Annotated in this window: 15 protein-coding genes and 1 riboswitch; of the genes, 1 reads left to right on the forward strand and 14 read right to left on the reverse strand. The window is 67.8% G+C overall.

Annotation, left to right across the window (positions count from 1 at the left end; all coding sequences use genetic code 11):
• Positions 1 to 162: 162 nt before the first annotated feature.
• The 8 genes from RTW82_RS18700 to RTW82_RS18735 form a co-directional block, all read right to left on the reverse strand.
• Positions 163 to 546 (reverse strand): DUF2946 domain-containing protein, encoded by a 384-nt coding sequence (locus RTW82_RS18700; protein WP_316926010.1) that lies wholly within the window; start codon positions 544 to 546, stop codon positions 163 to 165.
• Between the two features lie 52 nt (positions 547 to 598).
• Entirely contained in the window at positions 599 to 1,879 is a 1,281-nt protein-coding gene (gene mbnM / locus RTW82_RS18705; RefSeq protein WP_316926011.1) for a hypothetical protein, read from the reverse strand.
• Entirely contained in the window at positions 1,858 to 2,427 is a 570-nt protein-coding gene (gene mbnC / locus RTW82_RS18710) for a methanobactin biosynthesis protein MbnC (protein ID WP_316926012.1), read from the reverse strand. The genes mbnM and mbnC overlap by 22 nt, the downstream gene beginning before the upstream one ends.
• Positions 2,420 to 3,232, reverse strand: coding sequence for a methanobactin biosynthesis protein MbnB (gene mbnB, locus RTW82_RS18715; protein WP_316926013.1), 813 nt, complete (start codon positions 3,230 to 3,232; stop codon positions 2,420 to 2,422). Before mbnB ends, mbnC begins: the two co-directional genes overlap by 8 nt.
• A gap of 66 nt (positions 3,233 to 3,298) precedes the next feature.
• Complete coding sequence (gene mbnA / locus RTW82_RS18720; RefSeq protein WP_236234024.1) at positions 3,299 to 3,394, reverse strand: methanobactin; 96 nt, start codon at positions 3,392 to 3,394, stop codon at positions 3,299 to 3,301.
• Between the two features lie 51 nt (positions 3,395 to 3,445).
• The gene (locus tag RTW82_RS18725) at positions 3,446 to 4,645 is read right to left on the reverse strand and encodes a methanobactin export MATE transporter MbnM (RefSeq protein WP_316926014.1); all 1,200 of its coding nucleotides are present in this window, start codon (positions 4,643 to 4,645) and stop codon (positions 3,446 to 3,448) included.
• Positions 4,642 to 5,517 (reverse strand): MbnP family copper-binding protein, encoded by an 876-nt coding sequence (locus RTW82_RS18730; protein ID WP_316926015.1) that lies wholly within the window; start codon positions 5,515 to 5,517, stop codon positions 4,642 to 4,644. Before RTW82_RS18730 ends, RTW82_RS18725 begins: the two co-directional genes overlap by 4 nt.
• An 11-nt stretch (positions 5,518 to 5,528) precedes the next feature.
• A complete protein-coding gene (locus RTW82_RS18735; protein WP_316926016.1) occupies positions 5,529 to 7,589 on the reverse strand; it encodes a TonB-dependent hemoglobin/transferrin/lactoferrin family receptor in 2,061 nt (686 codons plus the stop codon).
• 347 nt (positions 7,590 to 7,936) lie between these two features.
• A riboswitch (cobalamin riboswitch) is annotated at positions 7,937 to 8,133 on the forward strand.
• Between the two features lie 60 nt (positions 8,134 to 8,193).
• On the opposite strand from RTW82_RS18735, the gene RTW82_RS18740 reads away from it, so the two are divergent.
• A complete protein-coding gene (locus tag RTW82_RS18740; protein ID WP_316926017.1) occupies positions 8,194 to 8,877 on the forward strand; it encodes an energy-coupling factor ABC transporter permease in 684 nt (227 codons plus the stop codon).
• 42 nt (positions 8,878 to 8,919) lie between these two features.
• Here the strand turns inward: RTW82_RS18740 and RTW82_RS18745 are convergent, their stop codons facing one another.
• The 6 genes from RTW82_RS18745 to RTW82_RS18770 form a co-directional block, all read right to left on the reverse strand.
• Complete coding sequence (locus tag RTW82_RS18745; RefSeq protein ID WP_316926018.1) at positions 8,920 to 9,360, reverse strand: copper uptake system-associated protein; 441 nt, start codon at positions 9,358 to 9,360, stop codon at positions 8,920 to 8,922.
• Positions 9,361 to 9,395: 35 nt separating this feature from the next.
• Complete coding sequence (locus tag RTW82_RS18750) at positions 9,396 to 11,318, reverse strand: TonB-dependent receptor plug domain-containing protein (RefSeq protein ID WP_316926019.1); 1,923 nt, start codon at positions 11,316 to 11,318, stop codon at positions 9,396 to 9,398.
• 136 nt (positions 11,319 to 11,454) lie between these two features.
• Positions 11,455 to 11,862, reverse strand: a complete 408-nt coding sequence (locus RTW82_RS18755) for a DUF2946 family protein (protein ID WP_316926020.1) — start codon at positions 11,860 to 11,862, stop codon at positions 11,455 to 11,457.
• Positions 11,863 to 11,916: 54 nt separating this feature from the next.
• On the reverse strand, positions 11,917 to 12,207 hold the full coding sequence (locus RTW82_RS18760; RefSeq protein WP_043245594.1) for a c-type cytochrome: 291 nt from the start codon (positions 12,205 to 12,207) through the stop codon (positions 11,917 to 11,919).
• Between the two features lie 85 nt (positions 12,208 to 12,292).
• A complete protein-coding gene (locus RTW82_RS18765; protein ID WP_410478817.1) occupies positions 12,293 to 14,395 on the reverse strand; it encodes a TonB-dependent copper receptor in 2,103 nt (700 codons plus the stop codon).
• Between the two features lie 59 nt (positions 14,396 to 14,454).
• A complete protein-coding gene (locus tag RTW82_RS18770) occupies positions 14,455 to 14,826 on the reverse strand; it encodes a DUF2946 family protein (protein WP_271657989.1) in 372 nt (123 codons plus the stop codon).
• Positions 14,827 to 15,589 lie beyond the last annotated feature (763 nt).

The raw sequence follows: 15,589 nt of genomic DNA on the forward strand, positions 1-15,589 counted from the left end.
TGCGAAGGCGCTGATGGCGCCTGATACGAGCACGGGTGGGGCGCTCCCAATGGGGGATGCGCGCATGCCGCGTGTGCTTCGAGGGTAGGGACGACGCTTCAGCCAACGCTTTTGGCGCTGTGGTTGTTCTGGCGAAGCCGTGCATCCCCGCTGGGGGGCGTATCAGGCCAGGTGTGGCGAGGCTCGGGGGTTGGCGAGAAGCCAGGCCCGAGGCGGGCGGTGCAGGTGCGGGCGTCTGGGCAATGACCAGTCACGGGTGGGGGCGAGCAGGGCCAGCAGGCCGAAGAAGGCTGCAAGGATGAGGGCGCCAAAGGTGGAGCTCAGCGCGCAGCCTTCACCTGAGGCGAGGCTGCCGATCGGCATGCTGTCGTCACCGAGCGTCTTGCCGCTGCTGGTTCCATCGAGGGAGCAGAATTGCCCGTCGATTCCACTGAGGGCAAGGCCAGCCATCTGCCCGTGACCGATGGCGCACGCGAGCGCGCTGAGCAGGATGCTGCAGTAAAGCATCCAGGCGAGCAGCGAGCGATGTCGGCGGGCCAATATCATCGGTGGGTGTTCTCTGCTATTCCAAGTGCACTGTAGGACAGCGCGCCGGATGCTAGCAGAATTCCGGCTGTTTTGTGTGGGCTCTCTGCAGGGCTGCAAGGATGCAGAGCTCCGGCAGCAACAGGTGCACATAGGCCAGAAGCGGGCTGTTCATGGCGAGGCCGGCCAGCAGTGTCGGCAGCCCGATCAGCCAAAGGAGCCTGGCGTCGAGCCGGCCGACGATCGCGAACTCGCCTGCGGCCTGCCGCTGCGCACGGCGGAGGTTGCCGAGTACACGTACGGGCAGCGAGGCGGCGAGGATCAGCACGTAGGTCGTCCACCAGGGGCCGGCTTGCCCGTAGAGCGCACCCAGCATCGGGGCGGAGAGTGCGAGCAGGGCCGCCCCGGTGATGGCGATCGGCAGAACACGATGCGTCACCTGGCGGATCGCCTCGGGATGGGCGTCGGCAGGCGAGGCGGCCAGGCGCATGCTCAGGAAGCGCAGCAGGGCACTGAGTGGCGCGAATACCAGCAGTGCCAGGGTCAGCCCGCTGGAGAAGGCATCCAGGCGGCCAGGCGCTGGCGGCCAGCAATGCTCGGCGGCGAATAGCGCAACCGCCAGCAGGCCGAAGGCCTGGATGGCGAGCAGGCGCTGGCTCTCCCAAGCGCAACCACGCAAGGCCCGGGAGCGCCAATCGCGCCGTGGCCACCAGGGCTGGCCCGATGAGGCACGCGCCAGGTGCCGGGTGAGCCAGAGAGCGGTGCCGAGGTTGAGCAGCAGCCCGGTGATGAAGCACCCGCCCAACCCCATTCCCAGGCCCTGGATCAGCGCCACGCCGAGCAGCAGCCTGGCCAGCAGCTCCACTGCCTTGCAACGCAGCGCCAGAGGCCCTTCTCCGCGGGCGTGCAGCAGGAACGCGGCACAGCCGTTGAGCAGCCGCAGCGGTGCGGCGACAAAGAACCAGGGCAGTGCGGCCAGCGCCGTGACCACCTGCCCGGGGTCGCCGGACAACAGACGCGGTAGCAACAGGTAGCCGGCCAGGCCGCCGAGCAGGCCCAGCGGCAGCCCGACGCCGGCGGCGAGGAGCAGCGAGGGCCGCAGGCCTTCTCCAGGCAGCCCGCAGCGCTCGCCGCGGGCTGCCAGTACCGACAGGCTGGCGCCCAGTGCCATTGTGATGACCAGTTCGAGGATCGCCAGCCGGGTCACCAGCACATAGAGCCCCGACACGCCCTGGCCGGCATGGGCCAACAGCGCCAGGTCGAGCTGCGGCCCGAGCTGACCGGCGGCGAAGGCCAGCAGCAGGGCGCCGAAACCTCGCCAGAAGCCCGTTTTCATCGGGGCGTCTGGGTCCATCCGGGGAAGCCACCTGAGAGGTCGGGCTGCTCGCAGGTGAAGTAACCATGGGCCGTGCCTGGCGGCGGCAGGGGCTCTTCCAGCTCCAGGCGCTCGACCTGGCGACCGGCCTCGAGGCTGGTGGCTTTCCAGCCGCATACCAGGTCGGGCAGGTCGGCCGCTCCCAGGACGATGCCCCGCTGGGACGAGCGATCACCCGTCGCCCAGCGGGCCGCCGAGGCCGCCATCAGGCTGTAGCGCAGCTCGTCTTCCACCTGCTGGTGAAAGGGCGACTGGCGCAGCCAGAGGTCGACCCACAGGTACCAGGCCCAGTTGAACGACAGCTCCTGCTCAACGGCCCAGGCCATGAAGGGGCGGAAGATCGCCAGGCCATCGGGGCCGGAAAGGGCGAGCAGGCCGGGGCAGATGTCGAACAGGCTGTGCCAGTAGACCCGCAGGCTGGTGTCGATGCGCACGAAGGCCTTGGAGTCCCGGGGGTAGTCGCCCTGGCGCTGCGGGTGGAAGAGTGCGTGCAGGAGCTGGCTGTCGGTACGCGGGTTGTCAGGCATGCAGGCGGGCCTCCGCAAGGGGGAACAGGGTGCGCAGGCGCTTCAGGTCGGCGTCGATATCCCGGTCGACGAAGGCGTCGTCGCGCTCGTAGGTCAGGGTGGCCCCGGGGTGCTCGAAGCGCGTGCGATAGCGCTCGATGAAGGCCAGGGTGTCGTCCGACAGGGGCTGGTCGTGGGTGTCCAGCACCAGGTGCGGCTGGAGGATGGAGAGGTTGTAGCCGGCCACGTGGAAATGCCGGGATGCGTCGATCACCGGCAGCCAGGCGTCCAGGGGCAGGCCGCAGTTGCGGTGCGCGCAGACCGCATTGGAGATGTCGAACAGCACCCCCGCCCCGGTGTCCCGGCACAGGCGTTCGAAGAACCTTGGCGCATCGCGGCCGCCGTCCAGGATGGAGGGGTAGTTCTCCAGCAGCACCTGGCAGCCGAGCAACTGCTGCCAGGTGTCCACGCGCCGGCGCACCTGCTCGTAGTCCGCGGCATAGTCGATTTCGGCGAGGTGGTAGAGCTGGCGGCCCTGGTGGCTGAAGCGCGCCACATGGTCGGAGACGTAGAGCGGTTGCACGCGGTCGATCAGCTGGCGCAGGCGCCTGGCCATGTCGGCGAGGGCGGCCTCTTCGGCTTCGATGAAGCGGGAGAACATGATGTGGAAGCCCATGGGCGCGGGAAACGCGGTGGCGATGGCGTCGGGCTCCAGGGTCAGGAAGTTGTCGATCAGCAGTTCCACGTAGTCGATCCGCCCTTCGGCCAGCAGGCGACGGACCAGGGGGGTGGTTTCCCCCAGGGTGAAGTTGAATCCCAGGCGCATGGTTTCTCCTTGGCGCGGCTTCCCTGGATGGACCGCGTCGGTGCGGGGCACCGACGCGGGCTGGGCTCAGTTCACCCCGACCGGGGCGCAGCAGGCGCCACAGCAGGCACCGGCACGGCCGGCGACGGTGAGGGTTTTCTTGCTGGCGATCTTGATGTTCATGGTGGTTCTCCTTGATGGATCAGCAATGAAGGGTGTTCGACGGCCAGGCCGTCATGGGTCCGTGGTGAAGCGGTTGGCTTTTTGGGGTTGCGCGACCTCCTGGGTGTGGGTGGGTAGGAACTCCGTGCCCGCCGGCCAGGGGTTGGCGTGGCGGGGGTCGTTGGGCAGGCTCAGGTCGGTGAGGCTGCCGAGAAAGGCTTCGAGGTCGCCCAGCTCCGCTTCGCTGAGTTCGATGCGGGCAATCAGCCCGCTCTTGTGCCGGTTGAGGCGACCGTCTCCCTTGAGCGGCCCGTCGGTGATTGCCCGGCCGCCGGCCGAGTAGATGCGCAGCACCTCGCGCAGGGTGGCCGCACTGCCGTCGTGGAAGTAGGGCGCAGTGAGGGCCACGTTGCGCAGGCTGGGGGCGCGGAAGGCGCCCATGTCCTGTGCCTGGGCGGTCAGCTCGAAGACGCCCCGGTTGGGGTAGGGGTAGGCGCCCTGGCCATCCAGGTCGTAGAGCCCGGTGTTGTGGAAGGGCGTTTCCACCTCGCGGGTGCGGGCGTGGACCACCTGGTCGTTGAAGTTGAAGCTGCCGTGGCAGTGGTGGCATTCGGCGCGCTCGCCGAAGAACAGGTTCATGCCGCGCTGTTCAGCGGCGGTCAGTTGCAGGCGACCCTGCAGGAAGCGGTCATAGCGGCTGTCGGCCGACACCAGGCTGCGTTCGAAGGCTGCGATGGCGCGGATCACCGACGCCATGCGGATGGGCTCGGGATCGTCCGGGAAGGCCCTGGCGAACAGCGCCGGGTACAGGGGCTCGTCGCGCAGGCGCTGGAGAATCCGCGGGCGATTGGCATCGTTCACGCCCATCTCCACCGGGTCGTCGCCGAACAGCGGGCCTTCCATCTGCCGCTCCAGGGATACCACCGCCGGGTTGGCCCAGTTGTAGGTGGCGTTCCAGGCGACGTTGGTCAGGCCGGGTGCATTGCGATGGGTGGCGGCGCCGCTGCTGCCACGGGAGCGCGGCGTGCCGTCGCTGAAGGCCCGGGCCTGGTCATGGCAGCCCGCGCAGGCGAGGGTGCCATTGCCGGACAGGCGCGGGTCGTAGAACAGCCGGCGGCCCAACTCCACCTTGGCGGCGCTCATGGGGTTGTCGGCGGGGACCCGTGGGGCCGGCACGTGGCTGGGCAGCTGCCAGTCCCATTCTTGCGCCTGTACGCCGGCCGCCAGCAGCGCCATGACGGCTGCCAGCAGGGCGCGATGGCCCGGCTTCATGGGCGCGGCACCACGCGGAAGACCACCTGGCCGGCGGGCAGCGGTTGGCCGCTGGCCAGGTCGAGGCCGAGGCGGGTGAAGACGGCGGGGCATTCGGGGTCGTCCGGGCCGCTCATGCAGCCCACCGCGCCGCCCAGGTCGCGGCCGACCTGGCTGCCGGCCAGGAGGCTACCGAGGTCCAGGGCCACGGCGTCGCGCGCCGGGTCGAAGCGGGGCAGCGTCACCGGCACCCGGTTGCCCCGCAGGCAGGCGACCGTCTCGCCGGTGAGCGGGTTGCCGCTGCAGCCCGTGGAGCCCAGGTGCAGGTACCAGCTGGCGGCGCGTGAGCCGTCGGCCTTGGCCACGCCCCCTTCCGGGTTGACCTCGAGCTTGGCGAACTTGCGCCCCGCCTGCCAGCTCCAGCCCATGGCGGCGATATCCAGGGGCGGTCCCTGCAGTTCGGTGCTGGTGTGGTTGAGCGCCTCGGGCACGCCGAGGCTGAAGGCCAGCCCGACATAGTCGCCGGCTGCCACCTGGCCGCGTATCTGGTGGCGCGTGGCGGTCGTGCCGCCCTGGCAGGCGCCGCTGGCGTCCTCAAAGTCCAGCAAGGCCACCTGGCCGTCCTGCCAGTCGTCCCGCTCCAGCGCCACCGACTCGTGGCTGCCGTCCGCGCGGATCAGCGCCAGGTCCTGCACGTAGAAACGGGCATCGCGCAGGGTCGCCGGGCGGGCGTCCACCCCCAGTGGCCCCAGCGTGGCATCGCAACGGGCGGGTTGGCCGTTGGCCTGGAGGGCGAAGTCGATCACCACCGTGCGAGGGCCGGGCGGTGGAGGGCTGGCGCAGGCTCCGAGCAGGGCGGCGAAGGCGAGGAGGGTGAGGCGGGCGGCGGTCATGGCACGGTCTCTCAGAAGCGCGAGCTGAGGGTGAGGTTGACGCTGCGGCCTTCCTCGTAGGTGAAGGTATTGGCCTGGCTCTGCTGGTAGGTGGCGTAGGCCTGGTCGAACAGGTTGCTGACGCCCAGGTCCACGCGGTAGGGGTCCTGCTCCCAGGTCAGGCCGATATCGTGCAGGGCATAGCCGTCGCGGCGACGCAGCAGGGTGTCGTCATAGTCCTGTGCGCGGACGAACTGGCTGCGGTAGTTGACCGACCACTCCTCATCCAGGCGGTAGTCCAGGGTGAGGGCGAGCTTGTCCGGTGGGGCGTAGAGGTCTGCTCCGGTCTGGGCGTTGCGCGAGCGCAGGCGTGAATACCCCAACCCGAGGGTGAGGCGGTCGTACTCGTAGGCGGCCTCGACCTCTCCACCACGGCGCTCGGCCTTGGCGACATTGCGGCGCTGGAAGATCAGGCCGGTACCGGCGAAGGGCGCCTGGCGGGTGTAGGTGCCCACGGTCTGCTGGTCGATGAGGTCTTCCACCTCCTCGTCGAACCAGGTGGCCTTGAGGCGAAAACGGTCCTCGGGGGCCAGCAGCTGGCCGAAGTCCAGGGTGAAACCGCCTTCCCAGGTCTTGCTGGCCTCGGGCTTCAGGTTCGGGTTGGCGCGGAAGTTGAACAGCGCCCTGTTGGTGTTCAGGTTGCCGTACATCTCGGTCATGGTGGGGGCGCGGAAGGCTTCCCCGTAGCTGACGAACAGGCCCAGGGCATCCAGCGGCTGGTACTTGAGCGCCAGCTTCGGCGAGAGCCGGTCATGGTGGGTGCTGTCCTGCCCGGGGGAGGAGAGCTTGTAGTCGTCATGGCGCAGCGCCGCGATGAGCGTCCAGCGCTGGAACAGCTCCTGTTCGCTCTGCAGGAAGCCGCCGCGCGCGCGCATCTTGCCGTCCGGCAGCACCGAGTTGGCCTGGCCGGCGGAGGTGTTCTCGGCAGTGTCCTCGTAGTAGTCCAGGCCGTAGGTGAGGCGTTGGCGGTAGTCCTCGCCCAGTTCGAAGGTGGTGGTGTTCTGCAGGCTGCCGCCGTCCGTGCGGGTCATGCCCGAGGTGTCCGGCTGGGGCGGTGTGGAGCGGCTATGGCCCGACAGGCTATAACGGGTGCGATAGAGGGAGAGCCTGCCATCCAGCAGGGCCCGGTCGGCATCGTGGAACAGCCAGTTGCCGGTGTACTGCTCCTGGCGGCGGTGGCTGTCCTGATCGAAAGGGAAGAGCAGGTTGCCGCCGGGGTTGGTGGGGCCGGTGAAGTCGTCGTCGAAGGTCTGCCGGCCCAGCTCCAGGCGGTTCAGGTCCCCCAGGTTGAGCCCCGCCTTGAACAGGCTGGCGGTGAGGTCGCCATCGTTGGGGTATTCGGCATCCGTACCGCCCTTGGCAGTGTGAATGGTGCCGTAGTCGCGGTAGGTGGCGCTGGCGAGCACATCGCCCTGGTCGTTCAAGGCCGCAGCGGTGAGGTTGGTGGAGGCGGATTCGTCGCCGCTGCGATAGCTCACTTTGGCGCGGCCACCGAAGGTTTGCCCGGGGGCGACGAAGTCCTCCGCCGCCAGTGTCTCGAATGCCATTACGCCACCCAGCCCGCCGCTCCCGTAGGCGGCCGACATCGGGCCGCGCACCACGTCGATCTGGCGGATGAAGTCCGGGTCGAGCAGCAGGGGGCTGTTCACGCCGCCTTCGTTGTTACGCCGGGCGCCATCCACGCTGAGGATGATGCGCGGCCCTTGCAGGCCACGGATGGCAGGGCTCTGCGAAGCCGGGCGCGGGCCGCCGCCGACGTTCACGCTGGGCAGGCTGCGCAGTACGCGGGAGAGGGTGTCCGCCTGGGCGTCGTCGAGGTTCTCGCGGTCGACCGTGGAGACCGAGGCGGGCAGGGCGAAGCTGCTGTTGGCGCTGCGTGTGGCGGTGACCGTGGTGCTGTCGAGCACCAGCGTGGGGCGCTCCTCGGCCTGGAGTTGCCCGCATGCCGCCAGCAGCAATGGCCAGGCCGTGGCAGGCCCCATGGACAGCGTGCGGCGCAACCACAGGGGACGAAACGATGCAGAGACAACCATGCCTTTTCCCTTCTCTCGCAGACTCTCGGGCGCCTTTGCGGGTGCACCGGTTGATCCGGGAACGGCGGCGTGCCTTGAGCGCCTCGAGGTATCCGATCCCTGGATGGTGGCCGGGCACCCGAGGGGTGCCCGCATGCGGTCGGGCTGCCGATCCATGGGATTGGTCAGCCCGGGACGGGAAACTAGCAAGGCCGGCGCCGGGGCTTAACTGCGACGTTCCACCGCAGGCAGCCGTGCCGCTCGTCCCGAGCGACCGCCTCAGGCCCCGTGCGTGATGACCCTGTGGCGAGCTGTCGCACCCCCGGTGATCGGGGGGCAAGGATTTCTATGCCGCCGTGGCGGGAATCGGTACCATTTCCGCCGATGGTTTTCCGGGTTACCCCCGGAACTAAGAGGGAACATGGTCGGCGAGATGCCCAAGCCATGGCTGCCCCCGCAACTGTGAGCAGAGCGCGATGCCCGATGTACCACTGGCGACGGCTGGGAAGGTGGGTGGAGCGGTGAACTGCGAGCCAGGAGACCTGCCATCAGCAAGCGGGCGAAAGCCCGGCCCCCCTTAGTCATCCCTATCGTCGCGCGGTGGGCGCGGCACGGAGCATCCCCCATGCATATCGAACCTGGCGTCGTAGAAGGCGCGAAGATCTTCCTCAGTTATGGCACGGCAGTAGCGGCTTTCGGCCTGACGGCCAAGATGGCCCTCGACAGCATCCGCCGCAACGGCGGTGTGACCGCGCTGGCGCTGCGCAGTTTGATCACCACCGCCCTGGTGTTCTGCTTCTTCGAGGTGCTACCGCACCACGCGGTGGGCGTCTCCGAGGTCCACCTGATTCTCGGCTCGACCTTGCTGCTGATGTTCGGTGCGGGGGCGGCGGCGGTCGGGCTGGCTGCCGGGCTGCTCATCCAGGGCCTGTTCTTCGCGCCCTTCGACCTGCCCCAGTACGGCATGAACGTCACCACCCTGCTGGTGCCGCTGTGGGGCATCAGCCTGCTGGCGAACCGTCTCATTCCGTCTGCTACGCCCTATGTGGAAACGCGCTACACCCAGGCCTTGGCGCTGTCCACCGCCTATCAGGGCGGCATCGTCGCCTGGGTCGGGTTCTGGGCCTTCTACGGGCATGGTTTTTCCAGCGAGACCCTGGCCTCCGTCGGCACCTTCGGCATCGCCTATATGAGTGTGATCCTGGTGGAGCCCCTGATCGACCTGGGCGTGCTGGCTCTGGCCAAGGCGCTGTCGCGCTACAGCAAAGGCCCGCTGTTCAACGTGCGTTTGCACCACGCGGCTGCTTGAGTGCAAGCCGGGTGCATGTCCTCGCATGCACCCGGCCCCAGGTCAGTGTTGCGGGTCACCGTGCCCGGCGTGAGCATCCACGCGCACGGTGCCCTTGAAGCGCGAGAACTGCCGGACCCGTTCCGGCGCTATCAACGACTCCGCCGTGCGTACGGCTCGCAATAGGTCGCTCGCTTCTCGCTGGGCCAGCCCGGCATCCTTCAGGGTCGCTTCGTCGAGCAGCCCGTCGCCCGCGCACAGCACCACCTTCCAGTGATCCTGCACACGTGTGAGCAGGGCGCGCCCACCTCGTTCCGCTTGCGTCCAGCCCGCTATGGCGTAGTCGCCTTCCAGGGTCACCGGGCCGACGTCCAATGCCGCCTCCGGGCGCTCCCAGGTGTGTTTCATCAGGTGCTCGATGGCTTGTCGGTCCGCTTGGCTGTCGGCCAGTGCGTAGCCGCCGGTGAGCGCCCAGAGCACGATCAGGTGTCTTGTCCACTTCATAAGCTTGTCTCCTCGATGAGCCAGGTCGTGAAATTTCAGAAGCCCATCCTCACGCCCACCTGGGCTGAGGTGCCGGGCATGGGGTAGCCGGTGCGGTACGCGTAGTCACGGTCGAACAGGTTCTCGACGGCCAGGAACACCTCGCCCTCCTCGCCGAGCTCGGGCAGGGCATAGCCCAGGCGCAGGTTGACCACGGTGAAGCTGTCCACCTGCTCGAAGTTGCTCGCGCCCTCGACCCGCTCCTGTTGCAGCACGTACATCCCGCTCTGGTACTGCGCGTCTGCGCTCAGGCGCCAGGGGCCGGTCGTGTAGGTGGTTCCCAGCGAGAAGGAGCGTCGCGGCGCGTAAGGCAGGTTGCGCAGGCTGGGGTCGAGCCAGGTGAAGCCGAGGAAGCTGCTCCAGCTCTCGTTCCAGCTCTGCTGCCAGGAGGCTTCGGCGCCCTTTATCTCGTAGTCGCCCAGGTTCACGTAGGCGGGCTGGGTCACGGCCGGGGGGAAGGCGAACAGGTAGCGGTTCTGCAGCTTGTCCTTGAATACGGCCAGGTCGAGGGTCGCGCTCTGGGTGGGGTTGAACTTGACCCCCAGTTCCCTGTGGTCCATGCGCTCCGGCTCCAGCTCACGCCAGCTTTCACCCAGGGCTGGAATCAGGTGCGAGAGAACGGAGGTTTCCAGGCCGGGGTAGTTGACGCCCCTGGAGAGGTTCGCCCGGAACTCGAGGTTGTGGGTGGAAAGCAGCAGTCCGGCATGGGGTGCCGTTTCGCTCTTGTAGACGTTGTGGTCATAGCCACGGATGCCGGCCGAAGGCGTGAGCGTCCAGTCCGGGGTCAGTTCGATCGCCTGGCTGAGCCCCAGGTGCGGGGAGATGAGTCGCAGGGTGGGCGTATCAAAGTCGTCACGGGGAGCCGGCGCCACGCGCTTGAAGGCCACCTGGCCTTCCATCTGGTCGATATCCAGCCCCATTGCGATCTCGCCGCCATTCCAGGGCATCAGGTTTTCGGACCAGCGCAGGCCCTGCATGCTGAAGTCGGTGATGGTGTCGCCGTCGAGTCCGGTCTGGTCGAGGGCGCTGCCGCGACCTTCGTTGTAATAGAGCTTGAGGCTGCCTCGGGACTGCTCGTGTTCGTGAGCGAGCGTCATCGATACCAGGCTGCCACGGGTATTGAACTCGCCGGTCCTGGTGTCGGGCCGCCCTTGTTGGCCGGGGTCGGAGGCACGGTTGTCCGCGTGCAAGGCGAGCAGCGCCACCGACCAGTTGTCATCGAGCTGGTAGCTGAAGTTGGCGAGGCCATTGTTCAGGCGGCCGTCGCCATCGGCACGGTCACCGTCCGAGCGGGCGGTGCCTTGCGCCAGGCTGTAGCCCAGTGCGCCGCTGCGCCCGGTCAGGCTGGCCTGCTCGGTGAACGTGCGGAAGCTGCCTCCGGTCAATTGGAGTGTGCCGTTCTGGTGGTCACCCGCTGCGGCCGCGCGTGGCGTCAGGTCGATGGCGGCGAAGGTGTTGCCGAAGTTCTGCGGTTGCGGGCCCTTGTAGACGCTGATTCGCTCCATGCCATTGATGGGCAGCAAGTCCAGCAGCGGATGGTTCCAAACCGGCATGTAGAAGGGAACGCCGTCGATGAAGGTCTTGATCTCGCTGCCGGGGCGACTGGCCCCCATGCCCCGGATGTAGACCGCCCCACCTTCGGCTCCGCCGAACGAGCCGACCGGGTTGAAGCGCGACACCGTCACCCCGGGCGTGCGACGCAGCGCGGACGACAGGTCCAGCGCGTTGAGGTCGCGGATCTGCTCTTCGCCCACAAGGGTCGCCATGCTGGCGAAGGCGTCCACGGCGTTTTCATCGATAACCGCTTTCCCCGTCACCTTCGACTCGGGTAGCTCGATCGGGTTGACCTGGGCTGCGGTGGCACTGGCCATTCCCCACAAGGCGAGGGAAATGCCGTAGCTCAGACGTTTGATCAACATGCCACTTACTCCTTGATTCTGCTTTTTATTCAGCCGCCGCCCGCACCGGGCTTTGCCGTCTGGCGGCGTGCAGGCTGTGTGCTTCTCTGAACGGGCGCCGGAGCACGTGCAGTGCCCGGCGTAGCGCAATGGATGTTCAGCAGGGTGCAGGCGGAGCCCGTGGGCTGGCGGGAGGCCACGCATGGCGGGGAGGTGCACTCGGACGGGGGCGCGGCCGTGGGTGTGGCGCATGGCCGCCGCGCAACAGCCAAGACAGGCCCAGCAGCAGGCCGATGCCGAGTGGCACCGAGGCGCAAAGCGGGCAGGTGAAAGAGGCCAGCCAAGCAGCTGGCAGCGGGAGGCTCGTGCCTGACCCGGCAGATGGCTGGCCGTCGGCGCTGCAGAACGGTGTCTCCAGCCCGCTCAATTGCAGGCCAGCCGCCTGGCCATGGTGGATGCCGCAGCTGAATACGCTGTACAGGACGCAGGCGTAGAGCATCCAGGCGATCAGGGAGCCTGGTCTACGACGGGCGCTCTTCAGGTGTGGGCGGGCAGGTCTCTGCATCGGGACGAGGGCGGTGGATGGGTTCGCCCGCCGGGAGCGAACCCAGGCACAGCGTTACTGGGCCATCCAGTGGATCACGGCCTTGTAGTCCTCGGGGCTGCAATCCATGCACAGGCCGCGCGGCGGCATGGCGTTGAAGCCCTGGGTCACGTGCTGCACGAGTACCTCGTCACCCTTTTCCAGGCGGGGTTTCCAGGCCGCGGCGTCGCCCTTCTTCGGCGCGGTGGGCAGTTGCCCGTTGTGGCACATGCCGCAGGCGCGGGTGAATACCGCCTCGGGTTCCTGGGCCGCCTGGGCCAGGGGGAGGGCCAGCAGGCAGGCTGCGAAGAGCAGGGATTTCTTCATGATCAACTCCTGTTTTTTCAATTATCGGTAGGCTTTCAGGTGGAGCACGGCAGCCGACTCACGGATCGGCTGCGCGCGTGCCGCTTCAGAAACTCAGGTCGACCTTGGCCCAGAGGGTGCGGCCCGGCTCGTCGATGGCGACGCGTTCGGCGGGGTAGCCGAAGCCGGCGTCACCGGCGAGGTTGAGGTGTTCGGCATAGTCCTTGTCGAACAGGTTGTCGACACCCGCGCTCAGTTTGACGTTCTTGCTGACGCGATAGGCGCCGTTGAGCGAGAAGACGCCAAAGCCCGCGCTGCTGCCGAAGTCCTGGCCCACGACGTTGCCCTTGCCCTCGGCCACCCGGCCCTGTTGGGCGACCAGGCGCCAGAGCGCGCCGGCGCTCCAGTCATCCTGCTCGTAGGTCAGGCCGAGGCGGGCCTCCAGCGGCGGCATCTGCGGCAGCGCTTCGCCGTCGGAGCTGTTCTTGCCCCAGGCATAGGCGAGAGAGCCGTCGGTTTTCCAGTGTTCGCCCAGCTTGTAGCTGGCCCCCAGCTCGCCGCCCATGATGCGGGCGTCCACGTTGCCGGCCGAGGAGCTGGTCATGCCCATCATCCCGGTGTTGTAGCTGAACAGGATGTAGTCACGCACCTGGCCCACATAGGCGGAAGCCCAGGCGTCGAGGTTCTCGCCAGCGTATTGCACGCCGAAGTCGAGCTGGGTGGTCTTCTCGGGCTTGATGCCGTCAAAGGCGTTGGCACTGCCGGACGGGCCGCTTTCCGCCGAGAACAGTTCCCAGTAGTCCGGGAAGCGCTGCACATGGCCCAGGCCCGCATACAGGGTGGTGGGTGACTCGGCCAGGTCGTGCTCGTAGCGCACGAAGCCGCTGGGCAGGGTGTCGGCGCGGGTGGCCCCGGCGGTGGGGTTGTCGACGGTCATCATCCCGCTCCACTGGAACGAGCGGAAATCCTTGGCACTGGACCTGTCCAGGCGCGCACCGCTGACCACGCGGTTGCGCTCGGCGAGGTACCAGGTGGCCTCGGCGAAGGCACCATAGTTGTGGGTGACGGCGTCCTTGTCCCAGGGTGACTGGTCGGTGTCGATGTAGTCGCCGGTCATCATGTCGGCGCTGGAGTTGCGCCAGCGGTGCTCGCTGCGCAGCGCGTCGACGCCGGTGACCAGTTCCACCTCGCCCAGGTTGAAGGTGGCGGCGAAGCGGGCGCCCAGCGTGCGGCGGTCGACCTGCGCGGCCATGGGCATCGGCATCATGCCGGATGGGTCCGGGTCACGCAGGCTGAAGTTGTCCATGATGTGGTCGGCGTAGTTGTAGTAGACCTGCGCCTCCACCTTGGTGAGGACGTCGCCGAGGTTGCTCTTCTCGAAGCGCAGCCCGAGGCTTTCCCGGGTGAACTGGGCGCCGTCCATGCTGCGACCGGCGTAGCGCGCCTCACCGTCGCCCTTGCCGGCGGTGAGCTCCAGCAGGGTGTCTTCATCGGGTGTCCAGCCGATGGCCAGGTCGCCGTTCCACTTCTTCCAGCGCGAGGGCACGGTGTCGCCGTCGCCATCCTCGTAGTCATCCGACTGCGCCTGGTTGCCGGTGAAGCGCACATAGCCTTCGCTGCCGCCGACCGCACCATCGAGCACCTTGTCGAAGCGGCCGTTGGAACCGACCAGGAAGCTGGCATCCAGCCGGCTGCCCAGCTCGCCGAAGTGCTCCGGGCCGCGCTCGAACAGTACGGTGCCTGCTGAAGCACCTGGTCCCCAAAGCACGGTTTGCGGTCCCTTGATGACCGTCAGCTTGTCGTAGGTTTCCGGGGCGATGTACGAGCTCGGAGCATCCATCCGGTAGGGGCAGGCGCCCAGCATCAGGCCGCCGTTGGTGCGCAGGTTGATGCGCGACCCGAACATGCCGCGCAGCACCGGGTCGCCGTTGCTGCCGCCGCTGCGGATGGCGGCGAAGCCGGGGATGGTCTTGAGGTAGTCGGTGGCATCGCTGGCCGGCACCGGCTGCCGGGCGTCCTTGGGGTTGGCCACGATGGTCAGCGGTGAGCTTTGCTGGACCGCGGTGATCACGGTGGGGGGCAGTTCGTCCTTATCGTGCTGTTGCTCTTCGGCATGCAGTGAGGGCATGGCCACGGCCAGGGCCAAGGCGTGAAGCAGGAAAGGCACGCGCAGGGCGGCGCGACCCGGACGGGAAGGGATTGCAGACATGATTGTTCCTAAATGGATGAACAGCAGTACGCCTTCGCAGGAAGGCGCGCTTCAACGATTCAGGAAAACGAAGGGGGCGCCCGGTTGGGAGGCGCGAGCAGGAAGGGCGGGGCATTGGCCGGGGGCGCAAGGTGCCGCGCGGGTTGCGTCGCCAGCGCGGGCGGTGGCGCCGGCGGGGTGAACGGCAGGCTCTGCAGCGCAACCGACTGCAGGCCGCACTGGGTGCAGGGCAGTTGCTGGCCGGCGAGCCCGTCGTCCTTGTCGCCGAGCTGCCACTGCATGCCCTGGGAGGTGCACATGAGCATGAAGCCGCCACCGCTCATCTGCGGTATCGCCCACAGCGGCATGGTCACGCGCAGCAGCATGCCCACCAGGGCAAAGGCGTAGAGCCAGTCGCGAAGGTTTCGGCTGAGTGGGTTCAGGGCGGGCATCCTCGAAGGTGCGCGGAGTATAGATTCATTTCGCCCGGGTTCAACACGGCGGATTGCCGCAGCATCGCGGCGAGGTTGATCGCGGATGAATCCGCTCCCACAAAAGAGGCCGCCCGAATCGGCGTAGGGCGGGTGAAACCCGCGGGTGCCTGGTACCGGCGCTGTCGGGTTGCACCCGACCTACAAGAGCAGGGTGCCGTCGGTTGGCGCCGAGCGCAGCGAGGCCCAACGCAACCCTGTCCGGTCTCGCTGCGGGCACTCTCTGTGGGAGCGGCTTCAGCCGCGAAAGAACCACTGCCGGCACTGGGCTGCGAGTGGGCGGATGTTTCATCGCGAATGAATTCGCCCATGAGGTGGGTGGCGGTGCTGGCTGCAAGATCGCCTGGTGGATGAAAAGAGCGCCATCCACCCTACACACCGGTCGGCGTCGTGGTTTGGAGTGGGCGCGGTGCCGTAGGTTGGCGCCGAGCGCAGCGAGGCCCAACGCCACCCTGTCCGGTCTCGCTGCGGGCGCTCTCTGTGGGAGCGGCTTCAGCCGCTAAGGGCTTGCAGCCGGCACATGGCTGCGAGTGGCCGGCTATTCCATTGCCAATGAATTCGCTTCCACGAGGCGGCGCCGTGGGATGCGTCGGGCGGTGCGCCGCGAGCGCAGCGAAACCCGTCAATCGATCTCCCGGGCTGAAGCCCGGGCTACGGGGGCGGTGTGTTCGATGCGCCAGCCTGCCAGGGCGCTTTTTGCGTGCATGCGGCACAGTTTTCACTC

Origin of the sequence: Pseudomonas sp. zfem005 (assembly GCF_032621735.1) — a bacterium.
In the GTDB taxonomy this organism is placed as follows: Bacteria; Pseudomonadota; Gammaproteobacteria; order Pseudomonadales; family Pseudomonadaceae; genus Metapseudomonas; species Metapseudomonas solani.

What these genes read in the sequence shown, in the direction of transcription:
- RTW82_RS18725 (WP_316926014.1), bottom strand. Translation starts at nt 4,645, where the DNA reads ATGAAGCCGGGCCATCGCGCCCTGCTGGCAGCCGTCATGGCGCTGCTG.
- RTW82_RS18730 (WP_316926015.1), bottom strand. Translation starts at nt 5,517, where the DNA reads ATGACCGCCGCCCGCCTCACCCTCCTCGCCTTCGCCGCCCTGCTCGGA.
- mbnM (WP_316926011.1), bottom strand. Translation starts at nt 1,879, where the DNA reads ATGGACCCAGACGCCCCGATGAAAACGGGCTTCTGGCGAGGTTTCGGC.
- RTW82_RS18700 (WP_316926010.1), bottom strand. Translation starts at nt 546, where the DNA reads ATGATATTGGCCCGCCGACATCGCTCGCTGCTCGCCTGGATGCTTTAC.
- RTW82_RS18765 (WP_410478817.1), bottom strand. Translation starts at nt 14,395, where the DNA reads ATGTCTGCAATCCCTTCCCGTCCGGGTCGCGCCGCCCTGCGCGTGCCT.
- RTW82_RS18750 (WP_316926019.1), bottom strand. Translation starts at nt 11,318, where the DNA reads ATGTTGATCAAACGTCTGAGCTACGGCATTTCCCTCGCCTTGTGGGGA.
- RTW82_RS18740 (WP_316926017.1), top strand. Translation starts at nt 8,194, where the DNA reads ATGCATATCGAACCTGGCGTCGTAGAAGGCGCGAAGATCTTCCTCAGT.
- RTW82_RS18760 (WP_043245594.1), bottom strand. Translation starts at nt 12,207, where the DNA reads ATGAAGAAATCCCTGCTCTTCGCAGCCTGCCTGCTGGCCCTCCCCCTG.
- RTW82_RS18735 (WP_316926016.1), bottom strand. Translation starts at nt 7,589, where the DNA reads ATGGTTGTCTCTGCATCGTTTCGTCCCCTGTGGTTGCGCCGCACGCTG.
- RTW82_RS18770 (WP_271657989.1), bottom strand. Translation starts at nt 14,826, where the DNA reads ATGCCCGCCCTGAACCCACTCAGCCGAAACCTTCGCGACTGGCTCTAC.
- mbnB (WP_316926013.1), bottom strand. Translation starts at nt 3,232, where the DNA reads ATGCGCCTGGGATTCAACTTCACCCTGGGGGAAACCACCCCCCTGGTC.
- mbnA (WP_236234024.1), bottom strand. Translation starts at nt 3,394, where the DNA reads ATGAACATCAAGATCGCCAGCAAGAAAACCCTCACCGTCGCCGGCCGT.
- RTW82_RS18755 (WP_316926020.1), bottom strand. Translation starts at nt 11,862, where the DNA reads ATGCAGAGACCTGCCCGCCCACACCTGAAGAGCGCCCGTCGTAGACCA.
- mbnC (WP_316926012.1), bottom strand. Translation starts at nt 2,427, where the DNA reads ATGCCTGACAACCCGCGTACCGACAGCCAGCTCCTGCACGCACTCTTC.
- RTW82_RS18745 (WP_316926018.1), bottom strand. Translation starts at nt 9,360, where the DNA reads ATGAAGTGGACAAGACACCTGATCGTGCTCTGGGCGCTCACCGGCGGC.